The following is a 15,837-nucleotide window of genomic DNA, read 5'->3' on the forward strand; positions in this document are numbered from 1 at the left end:
CTCCGGTTTTTCAATGCGGCGGCGTAGCTTTCGCTGCGCCGCCGCTTCTCAATTGACAAGACACGGGGTCTTATTTGATGCCAATTTCCGAAAGCTGCAGCATCGAGTTCGTTGCAATGGTGGGCTTGAAGTCCAGCCGTTCCGAGACGCGGGAGAAGCCGACCATGTGGAACAGCAGCACATCAGCCACCACGTCGTCGTGCAGATAAGCGATGAGTTCCGACCAGAGCTTGGCGCGTTCGTCACCCACGGCTGCGGATGCACGTTCGATCAGATCATCCACCTTCTTGTCCGAGAAGCCGGACTGCGTGCCCTTGGTGGCATATTTGAAGAACATGGTGAAGGACGGGTCGCCCTTTGAATTGTCGTGCATGGCGGCGACAATCTGCGGACCGCGGCCTTCCTTGAAGGGCTTGGAATAATAGCTTTCGTGCTCGGCCACTTCCACGAATTTCAGGTCTATCTTGAAGCCGACTTCCTGCAATTGCTGCTGGATCGCCTCCATGATCTCGGTGACATTAGGGAAATTCGCGGTGCGCGCGATGATGGTGATCGGCGTATCCACCTTGACGCCGGCAGCCTTGGCTTCCTCGAGCAGCTTCTTTGCGCCATCGGGGTCATAAGGGAAGACCTTGACGTCAGGGTTCCAGCCAAGCGTGGTCGGCGGAACGAGCGCGGTGGCCAGCACGGCACCTTCCGGAACCAGCGTACCGAGGAAGGCCTGCCGGTCGATGGCAAGGTTGAGCGCGCGGCGCACCCGCACATCGTTCAGCGGCGCTATATTGTGATCGAGACGCATATAGACCGTCTCGCTGTCGAGATAGGAAAAGTCGGTCTTCGCATTGGTGGCGTCGAGCTGGGAAATGGAAGGCGAAAGATCGGCTTCGCCGGTCTGCACCATGGCGGCGCGAACCGAAGGATCGGCGCGGAAAAGATAGGTCGCTTCCGTCACCTGCGGTTTGGAGCCCCAATAATCGTCGCGTGCGGTGAGCACAATCTGCTGGCCCGGTGTCCAGTTGGTCAGCTTGTAGGGCCCGGTGCCCACAGGTTCGCGAATGAACTCCATCTTGGTTTCTTCGGGAACGATGGTAACGAGCGACATCAACAACGGCAGAATGGGCTGCGCCGGTTCGGTCTTGAAGTCGATCGTGTGGTCGTCGACGATCGACGGGGTCACGGTCATACCACCGAAATAACGGCGGGACTCGCAGGCGTTCTTGTCGCTCATGATGCGTTCGAAGCTGTGCTTCACATCCTTGGCGTCAAATGCCGTGCCGTCGGAAAACTTCACGCCTTCACGCAGGTGGAAACGCCAGCTTCCGTCGGCATTCTGCTCCCACTTCTCGGCAAGGCGCGGCTGAATGCCTTTCTTGCCGCGCACATCGAGCTCGGTCAGCGTCTCGCTGACATTTTCCATGATGATACGGCCGATATTTGAGCGGGTGGCCATGCAGGGCTCAAGCAGGTCCGCCTCTTCCGCCAGCACGATCTTGATCGGCCCCGATGCCGCAAGCGCCGGCGCAACCGCGGCGCTGAGGGAACCCAAGACAAGGGCGCCCGCAATCAATGACTTCTTCATTCCGTTCTCCTCCCAGATCAGAAATTCAGCAACATGGCGGCGCACCGCAAGGGACGTTCTAAAAGCCCCGTCTCCTGCATAGAGGAGCATGGCGTGCGGATGATCGTCTCCTCCACCCGTAAACAGAGCATCGACGTTATCGAATTTTTTGTCAATTTATTTTTCAAAAGCAGTTTTTATTCAGGTCAAATCTCTTGATTTTATCATTTAAAAACATCTAGTTAATTTCTTAAACCAAAACCAACTGCCCGTCTTTTTTTATCAAATAAACTTGACAACTTTTTGAATATGCCATTTTCATCAGGACAAGAGGAGACCACGATGACCCCTGATGACATTGCTCACGCCATGACCGGAGCCATGCATGCCGCGTCGGAAAACCGGCAGGAAGCATTCCTGCCATCACCCATGATCCAGAACCATGCGAGCTTCCTGCACCTTCTGGATGACGGCACCCTGCTCTGCGCCTGGTTTGGCGGCACATTGGAGGGAAAATCGGATATTTCGATCTTCGCATCCGTGCTGACACCTGGCTCAACCCATTGGGGGCCACCGCAGCGCCTGAGCCATGACCCCGCCCATTCCGAACAGAACCCGGTTCTTTTCACCGCGCCGGATGGCGTTCTCTGGCTGTTTCACACAGCCCAGCCCTCCGGCAACCAGGATGAGTGCCGCATTCGCATGGCGCGGGTCACACGCGACCCGACAGCACCGGAAAAGCTTGCCTCCGAGGAAGGACGGTTTCTCGATCTCCCGCAGGGCTGCTTCATCCGCGCGCCGCTGCGTATTCGCGATGACGGCGCATGGCTGCTGCCAATCTTCCGCTGCGTCCAGCGTCCCGGCCAGAAATGGAACGGCAGCCACGATACGGCGGCGCTCGGCATATCCACAGATAATGGCGCGACTTGGCAATTGCAGGAATTACAGAAATCGACCGGGTGTGTGCATATGAGCCCGGTCGCGGTGACCAATGGCCACTACGCCGCCTTCTTCCGCCGTCGTCAGGCCGATTTCGTTTACCGCACGGAAAGCGCCGATGGCGGCCGCTCATGGTCAAAGCCGCAGCCGACCGATGTGCCAAACAATAATTCCTCCATTGCCGTGATCAGGCTCGGCGATGGCAGGCTGGCAATGATCTGCAACCCCATCAACGCCGCGCAGTCGAGCGATCGCCGCGCCTCGCTTTATGACGAGCTGGGAGAGGAAGACGACAGGCCGGATGCCGATCCGAGCGGTGGCTGTGTGCCGGTCTGGGGCGTGCCGCGCGCGCCGGTTTCGATCTGCCTCTCCAATGATGACGGGCGCAGTTTTGCCACCCGGATTCTGATCGAAGACGGGCCGGGCACCTGCCTGTCGAACGATTCGACGGATGGCCGCAATCAGGAAATGTCCTATCCATGGCTTCTGGAAGCGCCGGACGGTACGCTGCATGCGAGCTACACCTATCATCGCCGCGCAATCAAATATGTCCGGCTGGCGCCCGGCTGGGCTGACGAGAACGACGGGAGACAAAGATGAGCAATATCATTGGCATCACCATGGGCGACCCCTGCGGCGTCGGCCCAGAAATCACGGTGCGGGCGCTGGCGGACATGTCCGCGCCGGATCGCGCGGCGACGCGGATTTACGGAAATCTCGCCACGCTGGAAGCGGCGCGGGATGCGCTTGGCGTTGATATCGATCTCTCTCAGCATGTCGTCGACCTGCCCGTGGAAGGCGCGCCGCTGCCCTGGGGTACATTGTCGCCGGTGGCTGGAGACGCCGCTTTCCGTTTCATCGAAAAGGCGGTTCGCGATGCCGAAGCGGGCGCAATCGGCTGCATCGTCACCGCGCCGATCAACAAGGAAGCCTTGAATCTCGCCGGCCACCATTATGATGGGCACACCGGCATGTTGCGCAGCCTCACCGGTTCCTCGGCCGCCTATATGCTCCTCGCCTCGGAACGGCTGAAAGTCATTCACGTCTCGACCCATGTTTCCCTGCAGGAGGCCATTCGCCGGGCAACGACGGAGCGGGTACTGGCGACCATCCGCGCCGGCAACGCGCATCTGAAGCGCATCGGTTACGAGCGGCCGCGCATCGCGGTTGCCGGCATCAATCCGCATTGTGGTGAAAACGGGCTGTTCGGCACTGAGGATGACGACCAGATCGCACCGGCGGTCGCCGCCGCCCGCGCCGAAGGCATCGAGGTGCAGGGGCCTATTTCCGCCGACACCGTATTCCACCGGGCTTATTCCGGCGCTTTCGATCTTGTCGTCGCCCAATATCACGATCAGGGCCATATCCCGATCAAGCTTGTTGCTTTCGATACCGCCGTCAACGTTTCCGTCGATCTGCCGATAGACCGCACCTCCGTCGATCACGGCACGGCTTTCGATATCGCCGGCAAAGGCATCGCCAATCACGGCAACATGAATGCGGCCATTGCCTATGCGCGCAAGCTCGTGGCGGGCAAAGAACCGAAGGGATGAGTACCATGTCTACAGCTCCCATTCTCATCCACCAGCCACGCCGGCTCGCCGTTGGCGCAGGCACCATTTCACAGGTCGGCGCCTGGGCGGGAAAAACCACCTCGACCCTTATTATCGCCACACCGCTGACGGCGAAATTTGCCGACCGGCTGCAATTGCAAGATCCTTTCACCATATTCGATGCCATTCCCGGCGAGCCGGACACCACAACGCTCGATGCCGCCCTTGCCGCGGCCCGCGCCGCCAAACCGGATCTGGTCATCGGCCTCGGCGGCGGTTCGGTGATGGATGTGGCAAAACTGGTCGCGGCGCTCTGGAATTCCGGTCAGACGCTTGAGGATGTGGCGGGGCCGAACAGGGTTGTCGGGCGCGACACGCGGTTGGTGCAGATCGCCACCACCGCCGGCACCGGTTCGGAGGCTGGCATCCGTTCGCTCATCACAGATCCCGTCAAAGGCAACAAGATCGCGGTCGAAAGCCCTTATCTGATTGCGGATTTCGCCGTACTCGATCCGGAACTGACCTATTCCGTGCCATCAGCGGTTACGGCGGCAACGGGGGTGGATGCCATGGCCCATTGCGTTGAAGCCTTCACCAACCGCAAGGCCCATCCGATGATCGACGGTTACGCCCGCATGGGCTTTGCGCTGGTGGGCAAATATCTGGCGCGCGCCGTCCGCGATGGCGCGGATACCGAAGCGCGAGAAGGCATGATGCTCGCTTCCTATTATGGCGGCATCTGTCTCGGCCCGGTCAATACGGCGGCCGGTCACGCCATTGCCTATCCGCTCGGCACGCTTCTCAACCTGCCGCACGGGCTGGCGAACGCCATCGTCTTCCCGCATGTTCTGGCCTTCAACCAGCCTGCGGTTTCTGCGAAGACGGCGGAAGTGGCGGGAGCGCTCGGGCTTCGCGAACATCTTTCGCCGGATGATCTGCGCAAGGCGGCAACGGATTTCTGTGCCGGGCTCGGCATCGAAATGTCGCTCGCACGGCACGGCGCGACTGAAGCCGATCTTCCCCGCTACGCTGAGGATGCGCATGCCATCCGTCGGCTGATGGACAACAATCCCGTCGACATGAGCGTCGAGGACGTGCTCGGTATTTACCGCCACGCCTTCTGAGCAAAAATCCGGTGCGCGGACACGCGCATCGGCCTTTGCCGCCCGATTAATCCGTATGCGAAGACTCAAACAGGCGGTCACGCGATCCGGTCAGGTGCTGGAGCATAAGCTGGCGTGCCGCCTCTGCATCCCCATCGGCGATCGCCTTAGCGATTGCCTCATGCTCGGCAAAAACACGCGTCAGACCGGATGCCTCCCGCTTCACCGACATGCCGTGGAACTTCATTCCCACTGCAATATGGTCTTTCAGCGCTTCCATCGCGGTGGAGAAATAACTGTTTCGCGCCGCTCGCGCGATGGCAAGGTGGAACTGATAATCGGCATCCTCGCGGTGAGACTGTCGATTGGTCGCGTCCCGCATCAGTTCGAGCGCCTTCCGGATCGCCGCAAGCCTTTCGCCATCGTGCCGCAATGCCGCTGCTGCGGCCGCCGCCGGCTCCAGCGTCAGCCTGAATTCGTAACAGTTGAGAAGATCAGCAACGTTTTCGAGCTGCCCGAAGCCGAGCGGTTCACGCAGGCCAAAGGCCCTGACATAGCTGCCGGAGCCTCTGCGGGAATAGATGAAACCCTGCTCGCGCAGCCGCCGGAGTGCTTCACGCACCACCGGTCGCGATACTTCGAATTCCATGGCGAGTTCATGTTCGGTCGGCAGCCGCTCATCCGGCTTGTAGGCGCCGGATTTGATCGCCCGGTGCATTCTCTCGAAAATAATGTCCGGAAGTGCCTTGCGCGCCGTTTCTTTCATCAGCCCCATCTGGTCAGCTCTCTCCAGCGTCATTGTCGCCAAGCATCATTTTCGCGATCCGTTTCAACGTGTCAGCTTGCCCAAAACCGCCGGACTTCGCAATGATGCATTGGTCTCCGGACCAGCCGACGCCGAGACCCGGCAGGCATTCCCCGGCAAGACGCAAGCGCGAAATGCCCATGGCCCGCAGCACGGCTTCGGCCGTGGCTCCCCCCGATAACAGCAGTCTTGCCGCCCTAGCGGTAAAATGCGGCACGACGCCTTCCGCCAGCCGGTCTGAAACCGCAAGCGGCGACAGATTTTCCGCACCCTGCGTTGCTTGAACCAGCGTCAGGCCGGCACCCTCATCTGCATGACTGGGCACAATACCATTCGGCGCCTCAACGATCGAGACAGGCCCAACACTCCCAAGTACGTCAATCTGCTCCACCGTGATCGGATCGCGGGACCCGATGACAAAAAGCCCGTTGCCGGCTGGAACGGCCGCCGCCTCAGGGACAGTCTGGCCCGTCATCGCCTCAGCCAGCGCCTCGGCAAGCCCACGCGCGCCGACCAGAAGATCGGCCCCCTCCGCCTGCGCGGCGGCGAGAGCTTCCCTGATATCGCCCTTCGATCGCGTATCGGGTATCGTGCAGCGGCCGGCGTGTCCGCCCAGTCTGTCATAAACAGGAATGGCAATTTCGACGCCAAAGCCGGAAACGGCTCCGTCAACAACGACACGGTCAAAGTCCGGAATGGCGGGCGCGACAAGCGCGTGGCGATAGGAAATCGCATCCATTTCCGCTGCAATATGCCCCTTCAGGCGGGAATCGATCTTCTTGAACAAAATTGTACCGGCCGGAACCAGCGCCAACAGTTCCTGCGTGCGGCGGCAGGCTTCATCCGCCTCGCCATCGCGACAGCCGAGATTGACGCTGAGGACGGCAGGCGCATCCGCGAGCGCTGCACGCACACCGTCAAGCCCGATCGCAACCTCGGTCGCCAGCCCGCGCCCGGCAAAGGGGGCGGCGGCGTCGAGCGCTCCGGTCAGATCATCGGCAAAAATCAGCAGCACGAACGAAGCCTTCATAAAAGTTGTAATGTTTTACGTCGATAAATTGATTTATAATCAATAGATAATGGGATGTGAATAACAAAAATTGTAACACGCCATTTCGAATTGACCAAACGGCTGCGAAGAGGCCCGCAGAGCGACGGCAGAATTCGGAAATAGTGGCAGGGGATGTCAAACGCGGACCGCAGCCACACATGGCTGGACGGGGCAAAGATGACAAACCGCCGAGGTTGCTAGATGAACCGGAAGGGCAGGCCCGAGATGAGCGCTTTGACAAAACGTTTTTTCTGAAAGCGTCCGTTCAGCGATACCCGCGGCAACTGCGTCGGCTTTTCGAGGCTGTGGGGACCAATAACGCCGGCCTGCGTGGTCACGGCCGCAGAAAATCCTGCGTCGTGAACGGCTTTCGCTTCGCGTTCTCCCACCGCCCTTACCCAGCCATAGGGATAGGAAAAGGACCGTGGCCGATGGCCGGTATAGGCTTCCACCCGGCGTGCCGATTCTGCGATCTCATAAGCCAGGCGCGCCGCATCGACCTTGCGCATATTCACATGCGTCATGGTATGGGCACCAAAATGAACCAGAGGATCTTCCGACAGCGTCCTGAGCTCATCCGTATCCATGACGAGTTCGTCCACGATCGCGATGGGATCGACGCCATGTTGCCTCGCGGCACGGTCGATTCTTTCCACCGCCTCGTCTTCCGAAAAGTTCTGGACGAAATCTTCAAGCCGCGTGAATGCCTCCGCTTTCTGCGAAGGGTTGGCGCATGCCACCTGCACCGGCCCCGCCCCGAAATCGAATTCGAAAGACGCGGCCTTCTGCGTCAGGGCAGCGGCGGTTTCCCACCAAAGGCTGCGTGTTCGCTCGACAAAACCCGGCGTGATGAAAATCGTGTAAGGCACGGCATATTTGCGGAAGATCAGCGCTGCATGATCGGCATTGTTGCGATAGCCATCATCAAGCGTGAAGGCGCAGAACGACCGACCTTCGTGGTTATCGGCAAGCAGAGCCGGCAGATCGTGCAGATGGACCGGAACGAGGCCACATTCGAGCGCGGCCTGTATCGCCTCTTCCAGAAATTGCGGCGTAACTGACAATTGAACGTTCGGTGCAAAGGCCGAAACAGCCCTGCCCGGGCGCACATGGTGAAGTGTAAAAATCACACCACGCCCCGCCAAGGACGGAAACGCCGACCGGACAGGCGGGAAAGAACTCACTTCCAGCCCCGCCCTTATGGCCCCATATTTTCCGAGGCGTTTGAGCGGCGGTAAAAATCCCGTTTTCGATTGCCCTGACGCCAGACCGGGAAGGATGCGTTTTTTTATGACCCGCAAGACCGTCAATGGCAGATCGATCAGGCCCGGCAAGGGATCGTTCAGCGCGAAAGAGGCCCAGCTGCGGATTTTGCCCAAAGAGGCGAAATAGTCTCCAATCCTCGTCTGACCCCTCCGGGCCAGGGTGAAAGCCGCAACGGTATCGCGGACAAGATAAGACCAGGAAACGCCCTGCCGCGCGCTGACGGGCTGGCCAGTCTGTTCGTCATTCGCGACCCGCCACAGCAAAGCACCAAGATCGACGCCTGCGGCCGAACAGAGGCCGAACCACGACCATGGGCGCGGATTGACATCGAGAAGTTTCAACTCGCCATCCCGGCCGTCGAGCTTGAACTCGACCTCGACAAGCCCGCTATGGCCCGCGGATTTCAGCATTTTTCGGGCCGCATCGATCGCTTGCCCGTTATCGACAACCTCGACACGGGTGCTGGTATAACCGAAATCGACGGGATATTGCCGGGCGCGCCGGGCCGTGAATTCGGCCACCGGCTCTCCATTGAGCCACAGTGCCGCGTAGGAAAACTGGCTTTCTCCGCCGCCGGGAATGAGTTCCTGCACAACGACATTGCCAGCGCCGATCTCTCCACTCGCATCGGCGAAAGCGGTCTTCAGCGCCTGGCGATCATCCGCCCGGATCACTTTCGCCCGGGCAATCGTGGTATCACCGCCCCCCATGTTGGGCTTGAGAATGACGGGAAACATCACATCCAGCGCATCGATGTCGGCGTCCGATGTCAATGCATAGGTCCGGGGAATGCTGACGCCAAGCTCCGCCGCGCGCTTGTAAAGCAGCGGTTTTTCACACAGCCATTGCAGAGCCGCCCAATCCGGCAGAACGATTTTGTAAAGAGCGGAAAGCGCCTCACGGTGCTGCGAAATGAGCTGGACCTCGCCATCGCCGGACGGCACCAGCAGACAGCCCCTCAAACCGTGCTTCTCGGCCATTTGACGCAGGAACACGATCGCCCCGGCATCATGCGGGCCAGCCCAGCGAATTGTTTCCCGCACGAAGCGCGACCAGCCCGGCAAGGGGGAATCGTGGGTGAGATAATAGACGGGCACATTCAGGACGCCGAGGCTGCGCGCAAGGGCAAGCGTGCCGTGAGCGCCGCCGACAATAACAACACCTGGAATGGTCAAAGCCTGATCCCCGTCCTATTCCATATCTTGATCGCAAAAATTGATAAATAAATTGGATATTTCGAAAGTATTGAGCGGAGAGATATCGAATGGCGCGAAGGCCAAAGCGCCTGTGCTCTTTATTCCTTTGGCAGTCGCTTTGGCGTTGCTTTGAAAAGACGACGACCTTCATGCCTCTTTGCGAACGGGGCGCGGCTCGCCATTGTCATCCACCGCGACCATGATGAAGACGGCCTCCGTCACCTTTTCGCGTGAATCCTGATAATGCCTGCGGGTCCAGGCTTCGATCTTGAGCGTGACGGAGGTGCGGCCGATCTTTTCGATCCTGGTATAGACGCACAATGTATCGCCGATCTTGACTGGCTTTTTGAAGACGATCTCATTAACTGCCACGGTGACAGTGCGGCCGCCGGCCACATCATTGGCTCGAACGAAAGCGGCAAGGTCCATCTGCGACATGACCCAACCACCGAAAATATCACCGGCCGGGTTGGCGTCGGCAGGCATTGCAAGCGTTCTGAGCGTGAGTTCCATGTCGGCGGGCGGTTGCTGGTCCATGTCTCAAAATCCTTTCACAAACCTCCCGCTGCCGGACTTAAACAACCGCGCTCCATCCGCCAATAGCCGATTTTTCGCGGCAGCCCCTCCAAAACAGCAAGGAATCACAGAGTGATCGTAAGCTTCGGTTAACCATGATGGGGCACGATTCCAAAAAACGCGAGGGCGTGCAAATGGCCTATGACTGGAGTGGAAACAACACAATACAGCAGCGCTACGACCGTATCGTCCTGGCGGTCGCAAGCGTCGTGGCCATCAGCCTGGCAACAGGCACAATTGCCCTGCGCTCGCAGGTGGAGCCGGAAGCCGCGATAAGTCTCGTCAAACAGCAACGGCTCGCTTCAGACAGCTGGCATTTGCGGCTCTGATCCGCTCCCATCAGACTCAGGGCCCGACGATCTACTGCGGAGCACTATCGGGCCTGGAAGTATTTTCCTTCGGAAAGGTGTGGTCGAGGTGGGCCACTTGAGGCGTGAGGATCGACAGGAATGTTTCCGACCGGCCGATATAGATGATCGCCGCACCGTCGATCCCGTTCAAAACCTCCGCCAGCGTATCCTGCGTCTGTTTTTCCAGCCCTTCCAGCAAATCGTCGATCACGAGGAATTTCGGCTTCAAAAGCAGGGCATTGGCAACACGGATGCTGGCCTGCTCATCCGAATCGAGTTTCTTGTCCCAACGGATATTTTCATCGAGACGCGAGGCCATTTCTCCAAGCCCGCATGCGGTGAGCGCCGCGAGATAATCCGCATCCGTAAACCGTTGCGGCGCGCGCGGATAGGCGAGGATTTCGCGCAGTGAACCCGACGGCAGATAGCCGTGCTGGGCGATGAAAAGCGTGTCGGATTGTTCGGGCATCTCGATCCTGCCCTGCCCCCAGGGCCAGAGCCCCGCCATGGCCGCAAACAGCAGCCGCCTGTTCACGCCCTGCTCGCCGTTTATCATCAGCCGTCCGCCCGGCCCGACCTCGATCTCGGCCTCGCGCAACCTGAACCCACGCTCCATATCCTGTCCGCCCGCATCACGGCAGATCGTGACCGACTGCAGGCGGACCCTCTCATTCTCCGCGCTGCGTTGCAGATCGATCGTCAGGCCGTGCTGTTCAACGCTGTCCATCTGGATAAGGGCATTCCGGAAGACGGAAACGCGCTGCAATGTCGCCTTCCAGCTGGCGATAGGGCCGAAATTGTCGATATACCAGCGCAGCGCCGTATTGACCTGGTTGAAGGCGCCGACGGCCATCATCAGCCCACCGAAGGTGAGGTTGCCGGAAAAATAAACCGGCGCCGCGATCAGGATCGGCGCCACCACCGCCAGCCAGCCATACCCTGCCGAGACCCATGTGAGATGCGTCAGCGCCATGGCAAGGCCCCGGATGACGCCGAGCACCGCGTCAATATCGATACCGATCCGACGCCTTTCGTTCTTCTCACCGCGTGCAAGGGCAATGGCGGCAAGATTTTCGCTCGCCCGCATCAATGAAAAACGCAGTTCCGCTTCTTTGGAATAACGTTCGGCATTCAGCCCGACCAGCCGATAACCGACGAGATTGCTGAGAAGCGAGGCGGAACCGGCATAAAAGATCGCCGCCCAGACCATATAACCGGGGATAGCATAGGTATCGCCGCTGATGGTGATGGTAAAACCGGCCGAGAGCGACCAGAGGACGCCGATAAAGCTGACGAGCAGGATCGTCGCGTTCACGAGACCGATGGAAAGCGCCGTACTGCTTTCCGCAAGGTTGCGGACATCGTCATGCAGGCGCTGGTCGGGGTTGATGGCGATCGTGCCGAAACCGGCAAGACGGGCGGCGCGACCCGGTTTCAGCCATTGATCCACCATGTCCTTGGCAAGACCTTCGCGCATGTTCAGCGCCGTCATCTGGTTCAGCCAGGTCTGGATGACGTTGAGCAGCAGCAATAGCCCGGCTATGATGGCGAAGACCTCGAGCTGATGAATGAAGGCATCGAGATCGCGCCGTTCCAGCGCGTTGTAAAACGGCGCATTCCATTCATTGAGCCTGATCTGCCCATAGGCGGTGAGCAATATCACCGTGAGCAGCGCGATCGACAGCAATATCAGCCGGGTGCGTACCGGCGATGTCCAGAAGGCACGCCCCATCATCCGCAGCTGGGCGGGAAAATCGAGATCGAAACCCGAAAGATTAGCCGCGCTCTTGCGCTGATCGTCGGTCACGGTTGTTGCCATTCATTCCATTCCGAAACGTCAGTCGGCAAAGAAAGCGGGTCGCGATTCTGCGCCTTGCGATGCCAAGCAATAACATGCTGTTTAACCTTGTCCACAATCCCGGCGAAATCTCCGCGACGGTGATTGAAAAGCCCGGGCAATTCTTCGTTCGGGCAAACATCGTGGTCTCAACCAACAATGCGATTGCCCCCGGAAATGATCCTTGCTTTCTTTTCCTGCATTGCACAAAATCCGAATAATTTCAGAGGGGCGGACAAACCGCATAAACCGGAAAAACCGGGCAAGGCAGATTAATGGCGATCAAAGCGAGCATTTATCATCTGACGCATTATAAATACGACAACCCGGTTCGCCTTGGACCACAGATCATAAGACTAAAGCCCGCCTCGCACTCCAGAACCCGCGTCATCAGCCATTCGCTTAAGGTTTCACCCTCCAATCACTTCGTGAACCTTCAGCAGGACCCCTACGGTAATTACCTCGCCCGTTTCGTTTTTCCCGAACCGGCCACGGAGTTTAAGATCGAGGTCGATCTTGTCGCCGATATGACGGTTTACAATCCGTTTGATTTCTTCGTGGAGGAAGAAGCGACAAAGTGGCCCTTCGATTATCCGCAGGAATTGCGTGACGATCTCTCCATCTACATGAAGCCGGAACCGACCGGCCCGCTGCTCGCCGCCTTCATGGCCACCGTCGACCGCGCACCGGGGCAACCGACTGTGGACATGGTTGTTGGCCTCAATGCCCGCCTGCAACAGGAGATCGGGTACGTCATCCGCATGGAACCAGGCGTGCAGACGCCTGAGGAAACGCTTGCCTCCGGCAAGGGGTCGTGCCGCGATACCAGCTGGCTGCTCGTGCAGGTTCTGAGGCACCTTGGCCTCGCCGCTCGCTTCGTGTCGGGATACCTCATCCAGCTGACGCCAGACCTCAAGGCGCTGGACGGCCCATCCGGCACCGAGGTGGATTTCACCGATCTTCACGCCTGGGCGGAAGTCTATATGCCCGGCGCAGGCTGGATCGGCCTCGACCCCACCTCAGGTCTTCTGACCGGCGAAAGCCATATTCCGCTGGCGGCAACGCCACATTATCGTAATGCCGCACCGATTTCCGGCGGCTATTTCGGCCATGCCAACACGGAATTCGCCTTCGACATGCAGGTTCGTCGGGTTGCCGAAACGCCGCGCATCACCAAGCCTTTTTCGGATGAAAGCTGGGAGGAACTCAATGCGCTTGGTCAGGAGGTCGATGAGGTTCTGAATAGACATGATGTCCGGCTGACGATGGGCGGCGAGCCGACCTTTGTTTCCGTCGACGATTTCGAATCCGACGAGTGGAACACCGGCGCGGTCGGGCCGACGAAGCGTGAAAAGGCCGACGCCCTGATCCGCCGCCTGCGTGAGCGTTTCGCACCGGGCGGCTTTTTGCATTACGGACAGGGAAAATGGTATCCGGGCGAAAGCCTGCCCCGCTGGACCTTCTCGCTCTATTGGCGAAAGGACGGCCTGCCGATCTGGCAGAACCCGGCACTAATCGCCGAAGAGGGCGCCAATACAGGCGTCAGGGCGGAGGATGCGCAGAAATTGCTGGACGGCATAGCCAACCACCTCGGCATCGAGCCGGAGCTGGTGCTGCCGGCCTATGAGGATCCAGCCGAATGGATCATCAAGGAAGGCAGTCTTCCCGACAATGTCGACCCGTCCAATTCCAGACTGAAAGACCCGGAAGAGCGAAACCGCATTGCCCGCGTCTTCGAGCGGGGACTGACGACACCGACCGGCTATATTCTTCCTGTTCAGGCGTGGAATGCACGCGCCGTCGGCAAGCGCTGGATCAGCGAAAAATGGAAAACGCGACGCGGTAAAATATTCCTCGTTCCCGGTGATAGCCCGGTGGGTTACCGCCTGCCGCTCGGCACCCTGCCTCATGTGCCGCCATCCGCCTATCCCTATATTCATGAGGCCGACCCTTCGATCCCGAGAGGTCCGCTTCCCGATGTCCTGACGCCATCTGGCCGCGCCATGCCTGAGGCTTCCTTCCAGGCGAGTGAAGGGGCGGGGCAGGAGCGCATCGAGCAGACGCTCGGCGAAATCGGCGGCGCGGTGCGCACCGCACTCTCCGTCGAGCCGCGCGATGGCCGGCTCTGCGTCTTCATGCCACCGGTCGAGCGCATCGAGGATTATCTGGAACTGATCGCCGCTGCGGAAGCGGCAGCAGCCAATCTTGGATTACCCGTCCATATCGAAGGTTATGCGCCGCCCCATGACGAGCGTATAAATGTCATCCGCGTCGCGCCCGATCCCGGTGTCATCGAAGTCAACATCCACCCCGCCGCGGGCTGGAAGGACTGTGTCGATATCACTACCGCCGTTTATGAAGAAGCGCGCCAGTCGCGTCTCGGCGCCGACAAATTCATGATCGACGGCCGCCACACCGGCACCGGCGGTGGCAACCATGTGGTCGTGGGCGGCGCTAACCCCAATGACAGCCCTTTCCTGCGCCGTCCTGACCTTCTGAAGAGTCTCGTCCTGCACTGGCAGCGACATCCGTCGCTCTCCTACCTCTTTTCCGGCCTGTTCATCGGCCCGACAAGCCAGGCGCCGCGCATCGACGAGGCGCGCCATGACAGTCTCTACGAGCTGGAAATCGCGATTGCGCAGGTGCCCGCACCCGGCGAGGGCGTGCCGCCGCTGCCGTGGCTGGTCGACCGCCTGTTCCGCAACCTGCTGACAGACGTGACGGGCAATACTCACCGCGCCGAAATCTGCATCGACAAGCTGTTTTCGCCTGACGGGCCGACCGGCCGCCTCGGCCTTGTGGAATTCCGCGGCTTTGAAATGCCGCCGAACGCACGCATGTCGCTTGCCCAGCAATTGCTGGTGCGTGCCCTCATTGCCCGCTTCTGGAAAAACCCGGTCGCCGGCAAATTCGTGCGCTGGGGCACAGCGCTCGCCGATCGTTTCATGCTGCCGCATCATATCTGGGCGGATTTTCTGGATGTGCTCGCCGATCTCAGGGAAAACGGCTTCGACGTGAAACCGGAATGGTTCACCGCCCAGCAGGAGTTCCGTTTCCCCTTCTTCGGCGAGGTGGAATATGAGGGCGCGAAGCTGGAACTGCGCCAGGCGCTGGAACCCTGGCATGTGATGGGCGAACAGGGCGCCATTGGCGGCACCGTGCGTTTTGTCGACAGCTCTGTCGAGCGCCTGCAGGTGCGGCTGGAGACCTCCAATCCCGCCCGCTACACCGTGGCGTGCAACGGCCGCGCCGTTCCGCTGACGCCGACGGAAAACCGCAGCGTTGCGGTGGCCGGCGTCCGCTTCAAGGCATGGCAGCCCGCCTCCGGCCTGCATCCCGTTCTGCCCGTCAATTCACCCTTGACCTTTGACATTTATGATACATGGTCGAGGCGATCGATCGGCGGATGCATCTACCATGTTGCTCATCCGGGCGGGCGCAATTACGAGACCTTTCCCGTCAACGGCAATGAGGCCGAGGCACGCCGCCTCGCCCGTTTCGAACCATGGGGGCATACGGCAGGGCAATATCCGCTACAGGCGGAAACCGTGTCGCCAGAATTTCCGCTGACGCTCGATCTGCGTCGGCCTTACGGAGTGTAAA

12 protein-coding genes are annotated in these 15,837 nt (G+C 59.7%); 6 read left to right on the forward strand and 6 right to left on the reverse strand.

From position 1 onward, the window contains the following. Nucleotides 1-70: 70 nt before the first annotated feature. On the reverse strand, nt 71-1,579 hold the full coding sequence (locus DA915_RS16745; RefSeq protein ID WP_107676659.1) for an ABC transporter substrate-binding protein: 1,509 nt from the start codon (nt 1,577-1,579) through the stop codon (nt 71-73). A gap of 33 nt (nt 1,580-1,612) precedes the next feature. Here DA915_RS16745 and DA915_RS28965 point away from each other — a divergent pair, with 33 nt between their 5' ends. The 4 genes from DA915_RS28965 (at nt 1,613) to DA915_RS16760 (ending at nt 5,174) form a co-directional block, all read left to right on the forward strand. Further along, entirely contained in the window at nt 1,613-1,777 is a 165-nt protein-coding gene (locus DA915_RS28965) for a hypothetical protein (RefSeq protein WP_174014772.1), read from the forward strand. 123 nt (nt 1,778-1,900) lie between these two features. Then, nucleotides 1,901-3,097 (forward strand): exo-alpha-sialidase, encoded by a 1,197-nt coding sequence (locus DA915_RS16750; protein WP_003506046.1) that lies wholly within the window; start codon nt 1,901-1,903, stop codon nt 3,095-3,097. After that, the gene (gene pdxA, locus DA915_RS16755; RefSeq protein ID WP_107676660.1) at nt 3,094-4,050 is read left to right on the forward strand and encodes a 4-hydroxythreonine-4-phosphate dehydrogenase PdxA; all 957 of its coding nucleotides are present in this window, start codon (nt 3,094-3,096) and stop codon (nt 4,048-4,050) included. The genes DA915_RS16750 and pdxA overlap by 4 nt, the downstream gene beginning before the upstream one ends. Next, entirely contained in the window at nt 4,047-5,174 is a 1,128-nt protein-coding gene (locus DA915_RS16760) for an iron-containing alcohol dehydrogenase (protein WP_107676661.1), read from the forward strand. Before pdxA ends, DA915_RS16760 begins: the two co-directional genes overlap by 4 nt. A gap of 46 nt (nt 5,175-5,220) precedes the next feature. Here the strand turns inward: DA915_RS16760 and DA915_RS16765 are convergent, their stop codons facing one another. The 4 genes from DA915_RS16765 to DA915_RS16780 all read right to left on the reverse strand — a co-directional run bounded on the left by DA915_RS16765 (nt 5,221) and on the right by DA915_RS16780 (nt 10,008). Then, nucleotides 5,221-5,928: a FadR/GntR family transcriptional regulator gene (locus DA915_RS16765; RefSeq protein WP_003506041.1), complete on the reverse strand. Its 708-nt coding sequence runs from the start codon at nt 5,926-5,928 to the stop codon at nt 5,221-5,223. A gap of 4 nt (nt 5,929-5,932) precedes the next feature. Next, complete coding sequence (locus DA915_RS16770) at nt 5,933-6,973, reverse strand: four-carbon acid sugar kinase family protein (RefSeq protein ID WP_107676727.1); 1,041 nt, start codon at nt 6,971-6,973, stop codon at nt 5,933-5,935. Nucleotides 6,974-7,206: 233 nt separating this feature from the next. Continuing rightward, entirely contained in the window at nt 7,207-9,450 is a 2,244-nt protein-coding gene (locus DA915_RS16775) for a polysaccharide deacetylase family protein (RefSeq protein WP_107676662.1), read from the reverse strand. 168 nt (nt 9,451-9,618) lie between these two features. Further along, nucleotides 9,619-10,008, reverse strand: a complete 390-nt coding sequence (locus DA915_RS16780; protein WP_003506036.1) for an acyl-CoA thioesterase — start codon at nt 10,006-10,008, stop codon at nt 9,619-9,621. Nucleotides 10,009-10,142: 134 nt separating this feature from the next. Here DA915_RS16780 and DA915_RS16785 point away from each other — a divergent pair, with 134 nt between their 5' ends. Then, nucleotides 10,143-10,376, forward strand: a complete 234-nt coding sequence (locus DA915_RS16785) for a hypothetical protein (protein WP_107676663.1) — start codon at nt 10,143-10,145, stop codon at nt 10,374-10,376. A gap of 31 nt (nt 10,377-10,407) precedes the next feature. On the opposite strand, the gene DA915_RS16790 is transcribed toward DA915_RS16785, so the two are convergent. Next, entirely contained in the window at nt 10,408-12,216 is a 1,809-nt protein-coding gene (locus tag DA915_RS16790) for an ABC transporter ATP-binding protein/permease (protein WP_060726977.1), read from the reverse strand. 293 nt (nt 12,217-12,509) lie between these two features. Between DA915_RS16790 and DA915_RS16800 the strand changes: the two genes are divergently transcribed. Then, complete coding sequence (locus DA915_RS16800; protein ID WP_107676664.1) at nt 12,510-15,836, forward strand: DUF2126 domain-containing protein; 3,327 nt, start codon at nt 12,510-12,512, stop codon at nt 15,834-15,836. Nucleotide 15,837: the final 1 nt, after the last annotated feature.

This window comes from Agrobacterium sp. LAD9 (genome assembly GCF_003031125.1).
Classification (GTDB): domain Bacteria; phylum Pseudomonadota; class Alphaproteobacteria; order Rhizobiales; family Rhizobiaceae; genus Agrobacterium; species Agrobacterium radiobacter.

Bases quoted from the DNA above. Each gene is read 5' to 3' on its own strand.
- DA915_RS16745 (WP_107676659.1), bottom strand. From the start codon at position 1,579: ATGAAGAAGTCATTGATTGCGGGCGCCCTTGTCTTGGGTTCCCTCAGC.
- DA915_RS28965 (WP_174014772.1), top strand. From the start codon at position 1,613: ATGGCGGCGCACCGCAAGGGACGTTCTAAAAGCCCCGTCTCCTGCATA.
- DA915_RS16750 (WP_003506046.1), top strand. From the start codon at position 1,901: ATGACCCCTGATGACATTGCTCACGCCATGACCGGAGCCATGCATGCC.
- pdxA (WP_107676660.1), top strand. From the start codon at position 3,094: ATGAGCAATATCATTGGCATCACCATGGGCGACCCCTGCGGCGTCGGC.
- DA915_RS16760 (WP_107676661.1), top strand. From the start codon at position 4,047: ATGAGTACCATGTCTACAGCTCCCATTCTCATCCACCAGCCACGCCGG.
- DA915_RS16765 (WP_003506041.1), bottom strand. From the start codon at position 5,928: ATGGGGCTGATGAAAGAAACGGCGCGCAAGGCACTTCCGGACATTATT.
- DA915_RS16780 (WP_003506036.1), bottom strand. From the start codon at position 10,008: ATGGACCAGCAACCGCCCGCCGACATGGAACTCACGCTCAGAACGCTT.
- DA915_RS16785 (WP_107676663.1), top strand. From the start codon at position 10,143: ATGATGGGGCACGATTCCAAAAAACGCGAGGGCGTGCAAATGGCCTAT.
- DA915_RS16790 (WP_060726977.1), bottom strand. From the start codon at position 12,216: ATGGCAACAACCGTGACCGACGATCAGCGCAAGAGCGCGGCTAATCTT.
- DA915_RS16800 (WP_107676664.1), top strand. From the start codon at position 12,510: ATGGCGATCAAAGCGAGCATTTATCATCTGACGCATTATAAATACGAC.